The sequence below is a fragment of the Cronobacter turicensis genome (assembly GCF_041222865.1).
GTDB lineage: Bacteria > Pseudomonadota > Gammaproteobacteria > Enterobacterales > Enterobacteriaceae > Cronobacter > Cronobacter turicensis.
Genome location: NZ_CP165997.1, coordinates 37,625 through 55,920, shown reverse-complemented (window position 1 = coordinate 55,920; position 18,296 = coordinate 37,625). Strand labels below are relative to the sequence as shown.

14 protein-coding genes are annotated in these 18,296 nt (G+C 52.5%); 13 read left to right on the top strand and 1 reads right to left on the bottom strand.

Annotation, left to right across the window (positions count from 1 at the left end):
- Positions 1 to 4: 4 nt before the first annotated feature.
- The 13 genes from spoT to AB8W27_RS00180 all read left to right on the top strand — a co-directional run bounded on the left by spoT (position 5) and on the right by AB8W27_RS00180 (position 17,167).
- Positions 5 to 2,125 (top strand): bifunctional GTP diphosphokinase/guanosine-3',5'-bis pyrophosphate 3'-pyrophosphohydrolase, encoded by a 2,121-nt coding sequence (spoT, locus tag AB8W27_RS00240; protein ID WP_015742964.1) that lies wholly within the window; start codon positions 5 to 7, stop codon positions 2,123 to 2,125.
- 4 nt (positions 2,126 to 2,129) lie between these two features.
- Positions 2,130 to 2,819, top strand: coding sequence for a tRNA (guanosine(18)-2'-O)-methyltransferase TrmH (gene trmH, locus AB8W27_RS00235; RefSeq protein ID WP_015742965.1), 690 nt, complete (start codon positions 2,130 to 2,132; stop codon positions 2,817 to 2,819).
- 3 nt (positions 2,820 to 2,822) lie between these two features.
- On the top strand, positions 2,823 to 4,904 hold the full coding sequence (gene recG, locus AB8W27_RS00230; RefSeq protein WP_015742966.1) for an ATP-dependent DNA helicase RecG: 2,082 nt from the start codon (positions 2,823 to 2,825) through the stop codon (positions 4,902 to 4,904).
- Between the two features lie 572 nt (positions 4,905 to 5,476).
- On the top strand, positions 5,477 to 6,016 hold the full coding sequence (locus AB8W27_RS00225; RefSeq protein WP_015742967.1) for a fimbrial protein: 540 nt from the start codon (positions 5,477 to 5,479) through the stop codon (positions 6,014 to 6,016).
- Positions 6,017 to 6,105: 89 nt separating this feature from the next.
- A complete protein-coding gene (locus tag AB8W27_RS00220; RefSeq protein ID WP_049787180.1) occupies positions 6,106 to 6,813 on the top strand; it encodes a molecular chaperone in 708 nt (235 codons plus the stop codon).
- Between the two features lie 13 nt (positions 6,814 to 6,826).
- Positions 6,827 to 9,289, top strand: a complete 2,463-nt coding sequence (locus AB8W27_RS00215; RefSeq protein ID WP_015742969.1) for a fimbria/pilus outer membrane usher protein — start codon at positions 6,827 to 6,829, stop codon at positions 9,287 to 9,289.
- Between the two features lie 5 nt (positions 9,290 to 9,294).
- Entirely contained in the window at positions 9,295 to 10,275 is a 981-nt protein-coding gene (locus AB8W27_RS00210; RefSeq protein ID WP_041924223.1) for a fimbrial protein, read from the top strand.
- A 110-nt stretch (positions 10,276 to 10,385) separates the two neighbouring features.
- Positions 10,386 to 10,937, top strand: a complete 552-nt coding sequence (locus AB8W27_RS00205; RefSeq protein ID WP_015742971.1) for a fimbrial protein — start codon at positions 10,386 to 10,388, stop codon at positions 10,935 to 10,937.
- Positions 10,938 to 11,394: 457 nt separating this feature from the next.
- Complete coding sequence (locus AB8W27_RS00200; protein WP_015742972.1) at positions 11,395 to 11,952, top strand: fimbrial protein; 558 nt, start codon at positions 11,395 to 11,397, stop codon at positions 11,950 to 11,952.
- Between the two features lie 148 nt (positions 11,953 to 12,100).
- A complete protein-coding gene (locus AB8W27_RS00195) occupies positions 12,101 to 12,649 on the top strand; it encodes a fimbrial protein (RefSeq protein WP_015742973.1) in 549 nt (182 codons plus the stop codon).
- Between the two features lie 507 nt (positions 12,650 to 13,156).
- On the top strand, positions 13,157 to 13,735 hold the full coding sequence (locus tag AB8W27_RS00190; protein ID WP_015742974.1) for a fimbrial protein: 579 nt from the start codon (positions 13,157 to 13,159) through the stop codon (positions 13,733 to 13,735).
- Positions 13,736 to 13,962: 227 nt separating this feature from the next.
- A complete protein-coding gene (locus AB8W27_RS00185) occupies positions 13,963 to 15,363 on the top strand; it encodes an NCS2 family protein (protein WP_015742975.1) in 1,401 nt (466 codons plus the stop codon).
- A gap of 121 nt (positions 15,364 to 15,484) precedes the next feature.
- A complete protein-coding gene (locus AB8W27_RS00180; RefSeq protein WP_041924072.1) occupies positions 15,485 to 17,167 on the top strand; it encodes an AsmA family protein in 1,683 nt (560 codons plus the stop codon).
- Positions 17,168 to 17,342: 175 nt separating this feature from the next.
- Here the strand turns inward: AB8W27_RS00180 and fabY are convergent, their stop codons facing one another.
- Positions 17,343 to 18,284: a fatty acid biosynthesis protein FabY gene (gene fabY, locus AB8W27_RS00175; RefSeq protein ID WP_015742977.1), complete on the bottom strand. Its 942-nt coding sequence runs from the start codon at positions 18,282 to 18,284 to the stop codon at positions 17,343 to 17,345.
- Between the last annotated feature and the right edge of the window lie 12 nt (positions 18,285 to 18,296).

Genomic DNA, 18,296 nt, shown 5'->3' with positions numbered 1-18,296 from the left:
GCCCTTGTATCTGTTTGAAAGCCTGAATCAACTGATTCAACAATACCTGCCTGCGGACCAGATTAAGCGTCTGCAGCAGGCTTATCTCGTTGCACGTGATGCTCACGAGGGACAGACACGTTCAAGTGGCGAACCCTACATCACTCATCCAGTAGCTGTGGCTTGTATCTTGGCCGAGATGAAGCTCGACTATGAAACGCTCATGGCTGCGCTACTGCATGATGTGATTGAAGATACACCTGCCACCTACCAGGACATGGAACAGCTGTTTGGTAAAAGCGTTGCCGAACTGGTGGAAGGCGTATCGAAGCTTGATAAGCTGAAATTCCGCGATAAGAAAGAGGCGCAGGCCGAAAACTTTCGCAAAATGATTATGGCGATGGTGCAGGATATCCGCGTCATCCTGATTAAACTCGCCGACCGCACGCATAACATGCGCACGCTGGGCTCTTTGCGCCCCGATAAGCGTCGCCGCATCGCCCGCGAAACCCTTGAAATCTATAGCCCTCTGGCTCACCGCCTCGGTATTCATCACCTTAAAACCGAACTGGAAGAACTGGGGTTCGAGGCGCTGCATCCGAACCGTTACCGCGTCATTAAAGAGGTCGTTAAGGCCGCGCGTGGCAACCGTAAGGAGATGATTCAGAAGATCCTTTCTGAAATCGAGGGGCGCTTGCAGGAGGCGGGCATTCCCTGTCGCGTCAGCGGTCGCGAAAAACATCTTTACTCCATCTACTGCAAGATGGTGCTCAAAGAGCAGCGTTTTCACTCGATCATGGACATCTACGCGTTTCGCGTGATCGTAAAAGATGTCGACACCTGTTATCGCGTGCTTGGTCAGATGCACAGCCTTTACAAGCCGCGTCCCGGCCGCATGAAAGATTACATCGCGATCCCCAAGGCGAACGGCTATCAGTCGCTCCATACTTCAATGATTGGCCCGCACGGCGTGCCGGTCGAAGTGCAGATCCGCACGGAAGATATGGACCAGATGGCGGAAATGGGCGTCGCGGCGCACTGGGCTTATAAAGAGCACGGCGAAAGTAGCACGACCGCGCAGATCCGCGCCCAGCGCTGGATGCAAAGCCTGCTGGAACTTCAGCAGAGCGCGGGCAGTTCTTTTGAATTTATCGAGAGCGTTAAATCCGATCTCTTCCCGGATGAGATTTACGTTTTCACGCCGGAAGGGCGCATTGTCGAGCTACCTGCGGGCGCGACGCCGGTCGATTTCGCCTATGCGGTGCATACGGATATCGGCCACGCCTGCGTTGGCGCACGTGTCGATCGCCAGCCCTATCCGCTGTCTCAGTCGCTTGCCAGCGGCCAGACCGTAGAAATTATTACCGCGCCGGGCGCGCGCCCGAACGCCGCCTGGCTCAATTTTGTCGTCAGCTCCAAAGCACGCGCCAAAATTCGCCAGATGCTGAAAAACCTCAAGCGTGATGACTCGGTGAGCCTTGGCCGCCGTCTTCTGAATCACGCGCTGGGTGGCAGCCGTAAACTGGCAGAAATCCCGCCGGAGCATATCCAGCGTGAGCTTGAGCGTATGAAGCTCGCCACGCTTGACGATCTGCTGGCGGAAATCGGCCTCGGCAACGCCATGAGCGTGGTGGTCGCGAAAAACCTGCTACAGGGCGAGGCGACCGCAGGCAACCAGCCGAGCGTGCCGGCGTCTGGCCACAGCCATCTGCCGATCAAAGGCGCCGACGGCGTGTTGATTACCTTCGCCAAATGCTGTCGCCCGATTCCCGGCGATCCGATCGTCGCGCACGTCAGTCCTGGCAAAGGTCTTGTTATCCATCATGAATCCTGCCGGAACATCCGCGGCTATCAGAAAGAGCCCGAGAAGTTTATGGCGGTCGAGTGGGATAAAGAGACCGAGCAGGAATTTATCACCGAGATCAAGGTGGATATGTTTAACCACCAGGGTGCGCTGGCGAACCTGACGGCGGCAATCAATACCGCCGGTTCGAATATTCAGAGCCTGAATACCGAAGAGAAAGATGGCCGCGTGTACAGCGCCTTCATTCGCCTTACGGCGCGCGATCGCGTACATCTGGCGAATATCATGCGTAAAATTCGCGTGATGCCGGACGTGATTAAAGTCACCCGTAACAGAAATTAACCGTATGAATTCTCAGCGTTACGCGCGTATCTGCGAGATGCTGGCCCGGCGTCAGCCCGATCTCACGGTCTGCATGGAGCAGGTGCACAAGCCTCATAATGTCTCGGCGATCATCCGCACCGCAGATGCCGTGGGCGTGCATGAAGTCCACGCCGTCTGGCCGGGAAACCGCATGCGTACCATGGCCTCTTCCGCCGCAGGCAGTAACAGCTGGGTGGAAGTAAAAACCCATCGCAACATCGGCGATGCGGTGGGCCATCTGAAAGCGCGCGGCATGCAAATCCTCGCAACCCATCTGTCTGACAAGGCCGTCGATTTTCGTGAAATCGATTATACGCGCCCAACCTGCATCCTGATGGGACAGGAAAAAACAGGGATTACCGAAGAGGCGTTACGCCTCGCAGACCAGGACATCATCATTCCGATGATCGGCATGGTGCAGTCCCTTAACGTTTCCGTCGCCTCAGCGCTTATCCTTTATGAAGCGCAGCGCCAGCGGCAAAATGCGGGAATGTATCGACGCGCCAACAGTACTCTGCCTGAAGAGGAACAGCAGCGCCTGCTGTTTGAAGGCGGCTACCCGGTGCTGGCGAGAGTCGCAAAACGTAAAGGTTTGCCCTATCCGCGCGTGAATGAGCTGGGCGAAATCGACGCGCCGCAGGTCTGGTGGGCCACCATGCAGGCTGCGGAGTAAACGATGCGCGGCCGTTTGCTGGATGCCGTACCGCTAAGCTCGCTGACCGGCGTGGGCGCCAGCCAGAGCGCGAAGCTCGCTAAAATCGGCCTGCATACTATCCAGGATCTGCTGCTGCATTTTCCCCTGCGCTACGAAGACCGCACCCATCTTTATCCCATCAACGACCTTCTGCCTGGCGTTTACGCCACGGTGGAAGGCGAAGTCCTGAACTGCAATATCACGTTTGGCGGCCGCCGTATGATGACCTGCCAGATAAGCGACGGCACCGGCATCCTGACGATGCGCTTTTTCAACTTCAACGCCGCGATGAAAAACAGCCTCGCGACGGGCCGTCGCGTACTGGCGTATGGCGAAGCGAAACGCGGTAAATACGGCGCGGAAATGATCCACCCTGAGTACCGTATTCAGGGCGATGTCAGCGCGCCGGAAATGCAGGAAACCCTGACGCCCGTTTATCCGACCACCGAAGGCGTCCGTCAGGCGACGTTGCGTAAGCTTACCGATCAGGCGCTGGAACTGCTGGAAACCTGCGCCATTACCGAGCTGTTGCCGCCGGAGTTGTCACAGGGGTTGATGAGTCTTCCGGAGGCGTTGCGCACGTTGCATCGCCCGCCGCCGGATATGAAGCTGGAAGATTTAGAGAGCGGACAGCACCCTGCGCAGCGTCGATTAATTCTGGAAGAATTACTGGCTCACAACCTCAGCATGCTGGCGCTACGCGCCGGTGCCCAGCGTTACCACGCGCTGTCTCTTGCCGCCCGTGATGAGCTAAAAGAGCAACTGCTCGCCTCGCTGCCTTTCAAACCCACCGGCGCGCAGGCGCGCGTAGTGGCGGAAATCGAGCGCGACATGGCGCTGGATATCCCGATGATGCGCCTTGTGCAAGGGGATGTCGGCTCCGGCAAAACGCTGGTGGCAGCGCTTGCCGCGCTGCGCGCAATCGCCAACGGAAAACAGGTCGCGCTGATGGCGCCAACGGAACTACTGGCCGAACAACACGCCAACAATTTCCGCAACTGGTTCTCCCCGCTCGGCATTGAAGTGGGCTGGCTGGCGGGCAAGCAAAAAGGCAAAGCGCGCCAGGCGCAGCAGGACGCTATCGCCAGCGGCCAGGTCTCGATGATCGTCGGCACGCACGCGATTTTCCAGGAACAGGTGCAGTTTAATGGCCTGGCGCTGGTCATCATTGATGAACAGCACCGGTTTGGCGTACATCAGCGTCTGGCGCTCTGGGAAAAGGGCCAGCAGCAGGGCTTTCATCCGCATCAGCTGATCATGACCGCCACGCCAATTCCCCGCACGCTGGCGATGACGGCGTATGCCGATCTGGATACCTCGGTTATCTACGAACTGCCGCCTGGCCGTACGCCCGTCACCACCGTCGCCATTCCCGATACACGTCGCAGCGATATTATTGAGCGTGTGCGCAGCGCCTGCCTTGAAGAGGGCCGTCAGGCGTACTGGGTGTGTACGCTGATTGAAGAGTCGGAACTGCTGGAAGCGCAGGCGGCGGAAGCGACCTGGGAAGAGTTGAAAATCACGCTGCCTGAACTCAACGTCGGGCTGGTGCATGGGCGCATGAAACCCGCGGAAAAGCAGGCGGTGATGCAGGCGTTTAAGCAGGGCGAAATGCACCTTCTGGTGGCGACTACCGTTATTGAAGTGGGTGTAGATGTTCCTAACGCCAGCTTAATGATTATCGAAAACCCGGAGCGGCTGGGCCTTGCGCAACTGCATCAGCTGCGCGGACGCGTCGGGCGCGGCGCGGTTGCATCCCATTGCGTGCTACTCTACAAATCTCCACTCTCCAGAACGGCGCAGATTCGCCTGCAGGTCCTGCGCGACAGCAACGACGGCTTTGTGATTGCTCAGAAAGATCTCGAGATTCGCGGGCCGGGAGAATTACTCGGTACCCGTCAGACGGGGAACGCCGAATTCAAGGTGGCGGATCTGCTGCGCGATCAGTCACTCATTCCAGAAGTGCAACGTATTGCACGCCACATTCATGAGCGTTATCCCGAGCAGGCAGCGGCATTAATTGAGCGCTGGATGCCGGAAACCGAGCGTTACTCCAACGCATAGCGCAGCGATGTGTCTCTATCGCCACCTTCTTGATATTTTTCTTACGGGCAGTCTGACAAACTTGCGCCGTCCCTGTCGGCTTTTTTCGCTGAAGACTGTCTGCCTGCTGTGATTTTTTGATAAATCATTCTTTTTTATTTAGCATAATAATAAATTCAATATTTGAATTATACAATTTAACAGGTAAAACGCACTTACAACCACAATAAAAAAATATAGCGTTCCATTTAGATAAATTATCTTATTAGAGCCCCCTCAACGCCAGTGAAAACAAGAATAATGCCCGATTTTTAAATAAAAACAAGATTCCTGCATAAATTTCAGATTAACTACTGCAATACAAATCATTCATGAAACATATGAAAAACACCTCGATCTCCTATTTCCATTCGGAAGCACAATTAATCAAGAAATAAAACCTGTTCACCCCCAATAATTTAAGAAAGAAAGTTATGCAGCGATCATTACCGCTGCGTTATGAGCTGGCGTTGCCCAGCGCGGGACCATTTACGCATACCCTTATAGCGTGGATGTGAATAGATTCAGTCTATTAATACAATGGAGTAGTTATAATGAAAAAAATCATCTGTGCGCTGGCGCTGAGTACAATCCCAGTCATGGGCTTTGCTCAGACTGCCGGAAATGATATTCCGGCAACGCTTTATATATCCGGCAACGTCAACGACGCGTCCGCTGGATGTACGATTGAGTTTACCGAACCGACAGTGGATATTGGAAGCCGAGAAATTAGCACCCTGCCGGCGCAGGGTACCCATGTTGTAGGTGGACAGCTTAAACCAGTCAACGCCAGTCTGATTGGCAAATGCACTAAAGACGGACAGTTAACGCCAAATATCTCATTTACTGGCGTGGTTGATAGCGCTGCCGGTAACTCACTGGTGAATACGGCAACCGGCGAAGGCGCAGCAACAGGCATTGGTGTCAGTATTTATTCTGACGCGGGTTATGTTATTACCCCGAACGGTCCTGCAGTAAAAAGTAACAGTACTGATCACATGATGTTCTACGTTGGTATAGTTAAGCTCAATGGCTCTACCCCCACCGCGGGCCAGGTACAGTCCTCATTAACCATGCAGATTGAAACGCTGTAGTAAATACAGCTTTGTAATAAGGCCCAATAGAAATTATTGCCTATTGGGTCTGTTATTTCTTTTTAGAATTACTAGGTTTTTTGAAAAAAATGAAGAAATTAATCCTGACAACAATCCTTGCCGCAAGTTGCTGGTCAGGAATAGCGGAAGCTGCGCTGACGTTGAATGCAGACCGTCTGGTTTATAATGAAAAAGATGGCGACGCATCGATAAAGGTTCACAGCAATGAAGATCGTGCCTATTTGATTCAGTCCTGGCTTGATGCTGGTAACAGTGCGGTAAAAAAAGATCTGCCTTTTGTGGTTACGCCGCCTTTATTTCGCCTTGCTCCTAAAAGCGACAATGTGATTCGCGTTGTATACCTCGGCAATGGTTTGCCCGCCGATCGCGAAAGCCTGTTCTGGCTGGACGTCAAAGGTGTTCCTGGATTAAACGATGAAGAATCAAAAGTTGAGAACCGCATGGTGCTGGCGATCAATAACCGAATTAAATTTTTCTTTCGTCCGGCAGGTTTGAAAGGTGACCCGGGAGAAGGCGTCAAAAATGCCCACTGGAGCCACAATGGAAATAATTTAACCGTTGAAAATTCTTCACCTTATTATCTCGTATTAAGCAAGATTATTGCAGATAAAGAATCTATTCAGGTTTCTGTCGTAGACAACAATACGGTCATCCCGCCGTTTGGCAAAAAGTCATACAAGCTTAAGCATTCGCCTGCGAATGGTACAAGCGTCGAATGGGCTGCCATCAACGACTTTGGCGTAACCTCTCAGACGTTTACTCAGCATCTTGAATAAGTAACAGGGCGTTATGCGTGGTACCAAACTGAAGTGGCTTGCCTCCTTTGTGATGTCAGCAATTTTTTGTCGCACTGTCGCAGCTGGCGAATACTTCGACCCTGGTTTACTACAGGCAGTAGATGGGAAAGCCGCATTAAGCGACACCAGTTTATTAAGTCAGGGTTATCAGCCTGCAGGCACATACCGGGTTCACATTAACGTGAACGAAAAGCCAGTAATGATAAGCAGCGTGCGGTTTGAACTGAACAAGGATAAGCAGCTTGTCGCGTGCCTTTCTTTTAAGGCCTATCAAAAGCTGGGAGTGGATATGAGCAAGATTAGTTCCGATGCAAAGGATAACGAACTCAAAAACACTTGTGTCCCTATGGAAGAACAAGTTCCGGGTACCAAACTCGCTTTTGATTTCTCCAAACTGCAGCTAGATATCATCATTCCACAAACGGTACTGCGTGATGAAAACCTGCAGGGAGTGCCTGAAGAAGAGTGGGACGACGGTATCCCGGCGCTGATCAGTAATTATCAGCTCTCCGGCCAGCAATATCTGAATAAAAGTAAAGATACCTCAGATACCGCCTACGCGAACCTGACTAACGGTATTAACATCGGCGCGTGGCGTTACCGTAATAATTCGACGGTAAGCAACAGCGAGGGCTGGCACAGCATTACTAACTATGTGGAAACCGCTATCCACTCGCTGAAAAGCGAGTTGACAATCGGTGATTCCAGCACGCCTGGCGATGTCTTTGACACTCTGCTGGTTCGCGGTGTTCAGCTCTCGTCAGACGACGATATGCTGCCAGACCAGCTCAATGGCTTTGCACCTATTATTCGCGGTATTGCCAAAAGTAATGCTCGAGTCACCGTACGCGAAAATGGCTATGTGATTTACCAGCGCACGGTGCCGCCGGGGCCTTTCATGATTAATGACCTCTCGTCGGTATCCAGTGGCGGCAAAATGGAGGTCACGGTAACCGAAGCGGATGGTTCAGAAACACACAATACGATTGCCTATTCCAGCGTGCCTCAACTGCTGCGTAGCGGGCAAATAAAATACAATCTCACGATGGGACGTTATCTGTCTGGTAACAGTTCAGTGGAAGACAGGCCCGAGATTTTTCAGGCGGTAATAAGCCGGGGTTTGCCGCTCAACACTACGCTCTATGGTGGGAGTCAGTATCACCAACGCTACCAGGCGTTTAGCCTGGGGCTAGGTATGGATATGAAAAGCCTCGGGGGTATTGCTGCGGATATTACCCATAGCAAAGGCCGTCGCGGTAACGAGCTGGAAGGCAGCGGGAAAATGGTGCGCCTGACGTATCGTAATTATATTCCTGCCACGGATACCCAAATACAGTTGGATAATCGTTATTACAACGGCGATTACCTGTCATTTAGTGACTGGGCAACGGCGGAAGACTTGTTTACCGATACTCGTAAGCGCCGCGAATATAACCTGTCGGTTAATCAGTCGCTGGATGATTCAAACAGTTTTTATACCACGCTCAGCCGCAGCGAAAACGTGGATGACTCCGTTTCACGCATGTGGCAGGTCGGCTGGAATGGAGCGATTAAAAGTATCAGTCTGTCACTCTCTTATAGCATGAGTCGGAGCGAAGGCGATCCAGTGTGGGACAAACAGCTGGCGCTGACTTTGTCGATTCCGCTTAGCGACACCTTCCCGACGGCGCAGCCGATGGTGAATTACACAGCGACGTCAGGCCTTGAGAGTGACATCAATAACCAGTTAGGTATCAACGGCAAGTTGAGCGAAAGCCAGAGTACAACCTGGAATACTCAGCTTTCATATGACGCGAAACATGGCGAACCAAGCACGAAATCTGGATCTGCAGGCCTGGATTATCAGGGTAACTACGGTGATATGAACGTAACCTTTAACGCCGACCACAATAAATATCTGTCGTGGAACGCCTCAGGGAGCATTGTGGGCCATCGTCATGGCATTACATTTGGTCGCAATACATCAGGCAGCATGGCGCTGGTCTCTATCCCCGGCATTGCCGACGTGCCGCTGAATGGTGGAGAAGATATGACCACGGACTCACGCGGGTATGCACTGATAACGGACTTACGGCCTTACCATCGCAACAGCCTGGGTATTGATACCCAAAGCGCAAGTAAAGATCTCGATTTCGTGAGCACCTCAGCGCAGATTGTACCGACTAAAGACGCCGTGGCGCTGGCTGAGTTTAAGGCTATCCGTGGACGTAAAGCTGTCATCACGGTGAATCATAACGGCGAGGTGCTGCCTTTCGGCGCGCTGGCGCGTATTGAAGGCATGGATAGTGTGTTTTACGTGGGTGATAAAGGGCAGGTTTATCTCAATTCTTTACCTGATAAAGGCATGTTGAACTTCAAATGGGGCGAAAACCAAACCTGCTCCACGCCGTTTGAAATGCCATCAGAGCAAACACCTAAATTGCCTATTGTCCTGTTAACGCTGAGCTGTCAATGAATGCGATGAAAACCTGTTTCCGAGTAGTTCAAGCGGCTGTCATTGTTATGATGGCAAAAGGGGTTATTGCGCCGGTGTACGCGGGCGACTGCACAATTAAGCAAAACCCATCGAATATGACGGTACCTGTAACGGTTCAATTACCGGATAACATCACCATGCTACCGGTGGGTAGCGTCGTTTATAAAAAGGAAGCGACGCTTGCTCAGCTCAGCGGTAAACATGATGTGATTAGTGCAGAGTGCCGGGCGAAAATCAGTAAACTCCTGAACGGAAAAATGCCAACCCAACAAAAGGGGCAGGACACTTACGCCACTAACCTGCCTGGCCTTGGTATTCGGATCACGCTGATTTATGACAAAGCGGGTTCAGCACATAAAGAATGGGTGCTGCCATTCTCAACACAGACACGGGATCTGAGCGATAAAACCATTACTTCGGATGATGTGAAATTACGCGTTGAGGCCATCAAGACCGGGGTGATAACCCAGGGCGGCGTATTGAATTTCCTTATTCCCTCACTGGTTTCACTCAGTGATAACTCCCTGGTGGTGAACCTTGCCATGACGCTGATTGCGCCGAAGGCGCACTGCATGATTCAGATGGTTACGCCGCAGATAGAACTGCCTCCAGTAAAAATCAGCGAGTTGAAAAATAATGGCGGCAAAAACGCCCAGCCAGTCAGTGTCAATCTGCTGTGTATGAATACCAGTAAAGCCAGCCTCAGTATTGAAGGGCTAAACGAAAATAGCTACCCGACGGTATTTAAAAACGTGGCACCCGAGAGCGAGAGCCCAGCGAAAAATGTCGGTATTGAAATGTTATTCAGCGGAACGGTAATGAAGATTGACACCCCGTTAGAGCTGTCATTACCAGACCAGAACAGTTATGCCTTGCCCCTTTCTGTGCGTTATGCGAAGACCGGTGATGATTTAACTGGGGGAAAAGTGAAAGCGCAAATTACATTACGAATAGATTATTTATAAGTTAAATCTCCCAGAAGACACATCCAGGAAATATGGAAAAGTATTTTTACCATCTCTGGTACGATTGCTTTTCACCTATTTTATTTTAAAATTTTAAAGGACATAAAATTATGAAAAAATCAATTTTAGGATTAACGGTTTCTGCACTGTTTATGGTTGGTTCTGCACAAGCCACAACTAATCCGAACGACGTTTCCGCAAGCCTGATGATAACCGGTAACGTGGTACAAGATATTGCTGACAGTTGCTCTGTGACGCTGGACAAAACTTCACTGCATCTGTCAGATACCGATGTCAACGCACTGATCAACCAAGGGGAAGATGCAACGACACCGGTGCAGGTGAAACTTAATATTGCTGGCGGTGATGATTGCACAAACAAAGTTGCCGAGGGCACGATGGCGTTTAAATTTACTGGCTTATCCGATAATGCGGACGGGACGGTAATCGGCAACAAGGATAACAGTAATACTGGGGCTAAAGGAGTAGGCATAGGCGTTTTTGACACTCAAAATAAAATGGTCCGCTTAAATAGTGAAGACAACATCGTCGCATCTACTACTGATACGACTATTGGTCTGCAGATGGTAAAACTTAATGGACAAACGCCGACCGCGGGTGCCGTAAGCGCCACACTGACTGTTGAAATCCAACGCCTGTAGTAACCTTTGCGCGCCTTTTTACGCGTGCAGAGTATATTCTGAGTCATAGAAATGCAGACACCCTTCACAGGGTGTCTGCGCATTTTTCCTGGCCTCAGAGGATAACTACACATGAAAACATCGTCTTTCTCTTTTAGCCTGATAACCGGTTCATCTTTATATCTGCCCACACTGAGCCTGCCGCCAGCGATTATGCTGCTACGCTTAACGGATACACCCTAAAACATCAATTTTTATGGTGATGCTGAATCAGGATACACTGCGTTCAATATATTCGGTTTTATCACCGGGTGAACCAGTAATTATCCGCTTTACGGTGTGGCTATTACGGTTAACCGCGCAGCAAGAGCTAAGATGATGTGCAGCAGACATTACCCTCTGAACAGTACACTAGTGATAACAATTGAGCATAAGGAAATACTCTGCTCTTGGTTTGCGTCATGTATAGGATAAAAATATGAAAAAAACAATTTTGGGTTCTGCGCTCTGTGCTCTCATGATGATGAGCGCAGTCCATGCAGAGTCTACGGACTCGTTAATAACGTCTACAGATATCACTATTGATGGTGCTATTTCTGGTGGTGATGGCGCTTGCACGGTTACGACTAACAAGAGTGCGATCAGCCTGCTTGCAAGCAAAACTAACATCCTTTCGCAAAGCGATCATAAAACCCATACTTTCGCTCCGCTGCTATCCATTACATTGAGCGGAGATGATATCTGCAACCGACGCATTGAAGAGGGAAAAATTGCTGTCAGATTTACAGGCCCCGTTGACAGTGTAGAAGGCACTCTGCTCGCCAATGTGGCCACCGGCGAGAATGCTGCAAAAGGCGTGGGCGTTGGCATATTCATGAGTAATTTTGCCAGGTTAGATGCTAACATGACGGGTGCCGTCCCCGTGACAAGTAAACCGCTCCCAATAGATTTGCAGGTTGTTAAGCTTAATGGTCAGGATGACATTACAGAAGGCACCGTCGAAGCCTCTCTGGTTATAGAGATCGTGCGCCTTTAACGCGTTTTACAACGTGATGAATATGGTGATATTGCTGCCAGAAAAAGATTGCATGTCTGGCTGGCCGCTCTTAAAGGAGTATTCATATTTATGGTGAATAATTCATATCACTAATTACCTTTTTTAAATCATGTCAGAGAACATAAACATGAAAAAAAAGCTTACTTGCCTGGTTTTCCCTGCCTTATTGCTGGCTTCTTCATTCTGTGCTGAAGCGTCGACCGAAGATCAATCCGCTACGCTCTCAATTAGCGGCGCTGTAGTAGCCGATGCCGATGCTTTATGTAATATTAGCGCCAAGGCAAGCGCAATTTATCTTCGCGGTGATATCTCAAACCTCATTAATCTGGGTGAGGTAGCCAATAACATGACATTCGTTCCTTTAACCATTCAAGGCAATGAAGCGTGCGTCTCTCAGCTGAAAGAGGGTCGATTCTCTTATAAGTTTGTTGGCGTCGCGGATAGTATAGAAGGTAAAGCCCTGGCAAACGCCAGTGAAGGTGACAGTGCTGCACAAGGTGTGGCCATTGGTCTTTTCGATGACGAGGGACGTCCCATTGATATTAATCATACCGTCGTTTTAGCTTCACAAAATCGTGCTCAGGGTATTGGTTTTCAGGTGGTAAAACTGAATGGCAAAGTTGCGACCGCTGGGACCGTACATGGCGTGCTTACCATTGATGTTGAGCGCCTTTAACGAAAAGATACCTCTACCCGCTTTCTGCGTAAATCCGGGTAAATCATAGCTGAATGACAAGGGAGTGTTTAAACTCCCTATTTGTAATACCCTATATAAAACCATAAGTAACATATCTATTTATAATAAACGGTAGCTCTGCGCTTTGAAATATAGTGGCGACACGGACAGCCTGCCAACTCAGGCAGATGAAGAGGCCATTGATCAGATATAACCAACCCAACTCCCAGAGTAATATTGGCACGCTATTATCATAAAAGTCTAAAACCATACATTATGATAATAAAATGAGTTAATGAAACACAACTACGATTATAAACACAAAACCATCATTGTATTAATGGAACTTTTTACATTATTCTTATGCAGGCATATTGCATTTTCTCAATTGCATCCTTCATTGAAGTATAATCGCAGGCCAATAAAGAGAAGGCAATTCGCCAAAAGCATCTAAACACGCCTGATAATTTCTCGTTAAGCACGTCATTCAATGCGTAAGGAAATATTATGAAAAGTAATTTAGTAAGCATAGCTGTAGCGAGTTGCTTCATAACCAGTATGGCGCACGCTGCAATGGTAACTCCAGATATACCCGCAACGCTTAATATTGAAGGAACCGTCAACAATAGCGGAAGCCAGTTTTGTCAGATTTCCATTCTCAATAATGTCATTAGCCTTAATACCTCTGAGAATGATCTGGTTGAACAGGGTTCAAATGCAACGTCAGCTGTCCCCGTAAGGTTTGACGTTTCAAGCATTAGCCAGGCCAACGGTGGTTCAATGAGCCAATGTGACAAAGAGATTTATGAAGGTAAAATCGCTGTAAGATTTGTCGGCATTTATGACAATGCGGAAGGCACTTCATTTGCTAATACTCTGGCAGGTGAAGATGCAGCAGAAGGTGTGGGCATCGGCTTTTTTAATGTCAATGCGACGCCTTTAGACGTTAGCGATATTTACAACCTGCCAGGAAAATCCAATTCAGCCGCTGAAACCATTGGGTTACAACTGGTTAAGTTAAAAGGCCAGAAGGTTAAAGCCGGTTCGGTAGCAGGTAATGTTACGTTCCAGATTGAACGTTTATAACTGCTCCACACAACACCTGTTCTCTGGCTGTCATTATTCTCCTGTAAAGATTAACGAATAACGACCAGAGAAGATGCCGGTGTCAATGTCCTGTAAAAGGATGTAACGACAAAAAGAGGCCCAAGTGGAGGAGTCCCGTAACCGGCGGCTTCTTCACTTTTTGCAATCGTTTGCTTTTGATTTTCACTTCGCTAGAATGTCCGCTTTTCCACCGTGGGAATCTGTCGATGTCCGTTAACACCCTTGAGTCTGAAAATGCGCAAACGGTTGCGCCCGCGCAGAATAGCGAACTGATTTACCGTCTGGAAGACCGGCCGCCCCTGCCGCAAACGCTGTTTGCCGCCTGCCAGCATCTTCTGGCGATGTTCGTGGCGGTGATTACGCCTGCGCTGCTGATTTGTCAGGCTCTGGGGCTGCCCGCGCAGGACACGCAGCACATTATCAGCATGTCGCTGTTTGCTTCCGGCGTGGCATCGATTATTCAGATTAAAGCCTGGGGGCCGGTCGGCTCCGGGCTGCTGTCTATTCAGGGCACCAGCTTTAACTTCGTGGCGCCGCTTATTATGGGCGGTACCGCGCTGAAAACCGGCGGCGCGGACGTGCCCACCATGATGGCCGCGCTGTTCGGCACGCTGATGCTGGCAAGCTGCACTGAAATGGTCATTTCACGCGTTCTGCACCTGGCGCGCCGCATTATCACGCCGCTGGTCTCTGGCGTGGTAGTGATGATCATCGGCCTGTCGCTGATTCAGGTCGGGTTGACGTCGATTGGCGGCGGCTATGCCGCGATGAGCGATCACACTTTCGGCGCGCCGAAAAACCTGCTGCTGGCAGGCGCAGTGCTGGCGGTAATTATTCTGCTTAACCGCCAGCGTAACCCGTACCTGCGCGTCGCCTCGCTGGTGATTGCGATGGCGGTGGGTTATCTGCTGGCCTGGGCGATGGACATGCTGCCGCACGCCGCGGCGCCTGCGCAAAGTGCGCTGATCATGATCCCGACGCCGCTGCATTACGGGCTTGGCATCGACTGGAACCTGCTGTTGCCGCTGATGCTGGTCTTTATGATCACGTCGCTGGAAACCATCGGCGATATCACCGCCACTTCTGACGTCTCCGAACAGCCGGTCTCCGGCCCGCTGTATATGAAACGCCTGAAAGGCGGCGTGCTGGCGAACGGCCTGAACTCGTTTGTCTCCGCCGTGTTTAACACTTTCCCGAACTCCTGCTTCGGACAAAACAACGGCGTGATCCAGCTGACCGGCGTCGCCAGCCGCTATGTGGGTTTTGTGGTGGCGCTGATGCTGATTGCGCTCGGCCTGTTCCCGGCCGTGAGCGGTTTTGTTCAGCATATTCCTGAGCCGGTGCTGGGCGGGGCGACAATTGTAATGTTTGGCACCATCGCCGCCTCCGGCGTGCGTATTGTCTCCCGCGAGCCGTTAAACCGCCGCGCGATCATGATCATCGCGCTCTCGCTGGCGGTGGGCCTCGGCGTCTCGCAGCAGCCGCTGATCCTGCAATTCGCGCCGGACTGGGTAAAAAACCTGCTCTCCTCCGGCATCGCCGCGGGCGGCATTACCGCCATTGTGCTGAATCTGATTTTCCCGCCGGAAAAACAGTCCAACGACTGATCCCCTGCCGATGGCGGCGCCGCGCCGCCATCGCTGACACCTCCGTTGACAATCCCCGCCTTGAGCAATTCGCCCGAATAGTGCATAAATCCATCATCGGAAGTTCACAGGATGGAAGACAATGAAATTTCTCGGAAAGCTCATCATTGCGCTGATCGCCGCCGTTCTGCTGATTCTGCTCGCGCTCTATGTGTTATTACAGACGCGCTGGGGCGCAGGCTGGCTCACCGGCTGGGTAAACCAGCACAGCGGTTACCACATCACCTTTGATGAAATGGACCATAGCTTCTCCGCGCCTTCGCATCTGGTGCTAAAAAACGTCACGTTCGGGCGCAGCGGCCAGCCCGCCACGCTGGTGGCGCAAAAGGTGGAGATCGGCCTGAGCAGCCGCCAGGTCACCGAGCCGATGCACGTCGATACCATTTTGCTCTACAAGGGCACGCTGAATTTATCCCCTTCCACCGCCCCGCTGCCGTTTCGCGCCGACCGGCTTCAGTTAAGCGATATGGCGTTTAACAGCCCGAAAACCGGCTGGGATCTCAGCGCGCAGCGCGTTAATGGTGGTATCAGCCCGTGGCTGCCGGAAGCCGGGAAAATCCTTGGCAGCAAGGCAGATATCGCCCTGAGCGCAGGCTCGTTGACGCTAAACGGGATGCCTGCCAGCAACGTTCTGGTGCAGGGCGAAATCAATAATAACGAGGTGACCATCACCAATCTCGGGGCAGATATCGCCCGCGGCGCGCTCACCGGCAACGCGCGTCGGTTAGCGAACGGCGGCTGGGTGGTGGATAACCTGCGCCTGAGCGATATCCGTCTGCAAACCGCGAAATCCGTGAGCGACCTGCTGCAACCGCTGACGACGCTGCCCTCGCTGGCGCTCGGGCGCGTTGACGTCACCGACGCGCGGCTCGAAGGGCCGGGCTGGGCGGCGACCGATCTGGATATCAGCCTGCGCAATCTGACGCTGGTGAACGGCAGCTGGCAGAGCGATGACGGCAAGGTGTCGATGAACGCCAGCGAGGTGGTCTACGGCTCGCTGCATTTTCTCGACCCTATCGTGAACGCCGATCTCTCAACGCAGGGCGTAGCGCTGCGTCAGTTTAGCTCGCGCTGGGAGGGCGGTATGGTGAGAACCTCCGGCGACTGGCAGCGGGCAGGCAACGCGTTGACGCTTGATGAGCTGGCGCTGGCGGGGCTTGAGTACACGCTGCCTGCCGACTGGAAAAAGCGCTGGCAGGAGAAACTGCCCGCGTGGCTGCAAACCGTGACGGTGAAAAAGCTCTCCGGCAGCCGCAACCTGATTATCGATATCGATCCTGAATGGCCATTCCAGCTCACCGCGCTGGACGCATGGGGCAATAATCTGGAGCTGGCGCGTAACGGCGAATGGGGCATCTGGGGCGGCAACGCCACGTTGAACGCCGCTGCCGCGACGTTTAACCGCGTCGATGTTCGTCGCCCGTCGCTGACCCTGAATGCGAACCCTTCCACCATCGCGATTAGCGAGCTGAGCGCGTTTGCGGGCCAGGGGATGTTACAGGCCACCGCGACGATTTCCCAGTTGCCGCAGAGAATGACGACGGTGAGCCTGAATGGGCGCGCAGTGCCGGTCAATGTTTTGCATGACTGGGGATGGCCACAGGTGCCGCTGGAGGGCGACGGTAATTTACAGCTCACCGTAAGCGGCAGTCTGGCGGCAGAGGCGCCGCTGCGCCCGAGCGTTAACGGGCAGTTGCAGGCGACAGGGAAAAACGGGCAGCAGATACAGCAAACCATGCAGAACGGCGTTGTGCCGGGGGCATGATGGCCGGGTAGTGAGGGCATGCAGAAAGAGACGGCAGGCGCGCTTCGCTTACCTGCCCTACGTTATCGCGTTAACGTCACGGTTCCGTAGCCCCGTAGGGTGGGTAAGCGCAGCGCCCCCACCAAACTCATCAGCGCCAAAACCCACCGGATCAAACAACGCCCGGCCCTGATACCTACTCCTCCTCGTTGCCGCCCTCTTCCAGCGGCCCGAAGGGGGTAGCGGGCAACACGATATAGATCCCTTCAAACACCGCGCCGGGCGTCTCGTCGCCCGAAATCTCAACCTGCAACTGCACGCGCGCTTTGCGCCCGCGCGCCAGACGGTCGAGATCGCCGCTCAGCGACCCTAAATCGGCCACGGCGCCCGGTTTGCCCGTAATCGGTCGGCTATAGCGAATATGCGCGTCGGCCAGAATAATCGTGCCGCCAAGGTGCCGCTCGCGCAGCATCAGCCAGATAAGCCCCCAGCCCGTCAGGGTCGCCAGCGAAAACAGGCTCCCCGCGAACAGCGTCTGGTGTGGATTCTGGTTGCCGGCCTCCGGCATCGTGGTGATGAATTTCTGCCCGGTATATTGCAGGATCCGCACGCCCATCTTTTCACTGAGCGGAATATGCTGATACCACGCCTGCTGCAACTGCGCGCACCAGTCGGCGCGGTGAAGAATGTCATCCAGCGAGGCTATCGGTTTGATCATCAGATAGTGGCGCAGCGGCGTGGTTTGCGGCGTGGTGATCTCCCCCTCATTCACAAACCCCAGCTTGGCGAAAAACGCCACGGCGTCCTCGCGCGCGCTACAGACCACGCGCTTCACGCCCTCCTGGCGTGCAACTGACTCCAGCGTCATCGCCACCAGCGTGCCGAGGCCTTTCTCCTGCACCGCCGGGTCGACCGCCATAAAGCGGATCGAGCCTTCGTTATCGGCGTTAATATACAGCCGCCCGATGGCGACGGGGTTGCCCTCTTCATCCACCACCATCTGATGATGGGCCATCGCATCGTAGCCGTCCCGCTCGGAGCCTTTCGGCTGATGCAACGGCTTACGCAACATCTCCCAGCGGAACTGGTAGTAGCGCTCAAGTTCTTCTTCTGTTTCGGGTACACGAAGGTGATACATAGCGGTACTCTC

What these genes read in the sequence shown, in the direction of transcription:
- trmH (WP_015742965.1), top strand. Translation starts at nt 2,130, where the DNA reads ATGAATTCTCAGCGTTACGCGCGTATCTGCGAGATGCTGGCCCGGCGT.
- recG (WP_015742966.1), top strand. Translation starts at nt 2,823, where the DNA reads ATGCGCGGCCGTTTGCTGGATGCCGTACCGCTAAGCTCGCTGACCGGC.
- AB8W27_RS00225 (WP_015742967.1), top strand. Translation starts at nt 5,477, where the DNA reads ATGAAAAAAATCATCTGTGCGCTGGCGCTGAGTACAATCCCAGTCATG.
- AB8W27_RS00220 (WP_049787180.1), top strand. Translation starts at nt 6,106, where the DNA reads ATGAAGAAATTAATCCTGACAACAATCCTTGCCGCAAGTTGCTGGTCA.
- AB8W27_RS00215 (WP_015742969.1), top strand. Translation starts at nt 6,827, where the DNA reads ATGCGTGGTACCAAACTGAAGTGGCTTGCCTCCTTTGTGATGTCAGCA.
- AB8W27_RS00210 (WP_041924223.1), top strand. Translation starts at nt 9,295, where the DNA reads ATGAAAACCTGTTTCCGAGTAGTTCAAGCGGCTGTCATTGTTATGATG.
- AB8W27_RS00205 (WP_015742971.1), top strand. Translation starts at nt 10,386, where the DNA reads ATGAAAAAATCAATTTTAGGATTAACGGTTTCTGCACTGTTTATGGTT.
- AB8W27_RS00200 (WP_015742972.1), top strand. Translation starts at nt 11,395, where the DNA reads ATGAAAAAAACAATTTTGGGTTCTGCGCTCTGTGCTCTCATGATGATG.
- AB8W27_RS00195 (WP_015742973.1), top strand. Translation starts at nt 12,101, where the DNA reads ATGAAAAAAAAGCTTACTTGCCTGGTTTTCCCTGCCTTATTGCTGGCT.
- AB8W27_RS00190 (WP_015742974.1), top strand. Translation starts at nt 13,157, where the DNA reads ATGAAAAGTAATTTAGTAAGCATAGCTGTAGCGAGTTGCTTCATAACC.
- AB8W27_RS00185 (WP_015742975.1), top strand. Translation starts at nt 13,963, where the DNA reads ATGTCCGTTAACACCCTTGAGTCTGAAAATGCGCAAACGGTTGCGCCC.
- AB8W27_RS00180 (WP_041924072.1), top strand. Translation starts at nt 15,485, where the DNA reads ATGAAATTTCTCGGAAAGCTCATCATTGCGCTGATCGCCGCCGTTCTG.
- fabY (WP_015742977.1), bottom strand. Translation starts at nt 18,284, where the DNA reads ATGTATCACCTTCGTGTACCCGAAACAGAAGAAGAACTTGAGCGCTAC.